Source organism: Paraburkholderia sp. SIMBA_027 (assembly GCF_046535315.1).
In the GTDB taxonomy this organism is placed as follows: domain Bacteria; phylum Pseudomonadota; class Gammaproteobacteria; order Burkholderiales; family Burkholderiaceae; genus Paraburkholderia; species Paraburkholderia tropica.
On record NZ_JAWRWY010000996.1, the window covers coordinates 1 to 258 of the forward strand.

Here is a 258-nt window from a genome sequence, read left to right on the forward strand (position 1 = left end):
GATGGTGGCCGGTGGTTACGATCCGAAAACCGCAGAACGTGCCCTGGCCGCCAACCGTGCTGACATCATTGCCTTCGGAAGGCCGTTCCTGGCCAACCCTGACTTGCCGCGGCGCATCCGTGAGGGACTGGCGCTCAACGCGTCAGACCCCAGTACCTTCTTTGGTGGCGACCAGCGCGGATACACTGATTACCCCGCTCATCCATAAGCCTCAACCCGCGCCGCATTTAACGTCCGGTAATCGAACGAGTTCCCACT

The 258-nt window shown here is 60.9% G+C and carries 1 pseudogene; it reads left to right on the forward strand.

From position 1 onward, the window contains the following. Positions 1-208 (forward strand): annotated as a pseudogene (locus tag SB764_RS42090) (alkene reductase); the annotation flags it as partial. Positions 209-258: the final 50 nt, after the last annotated feature.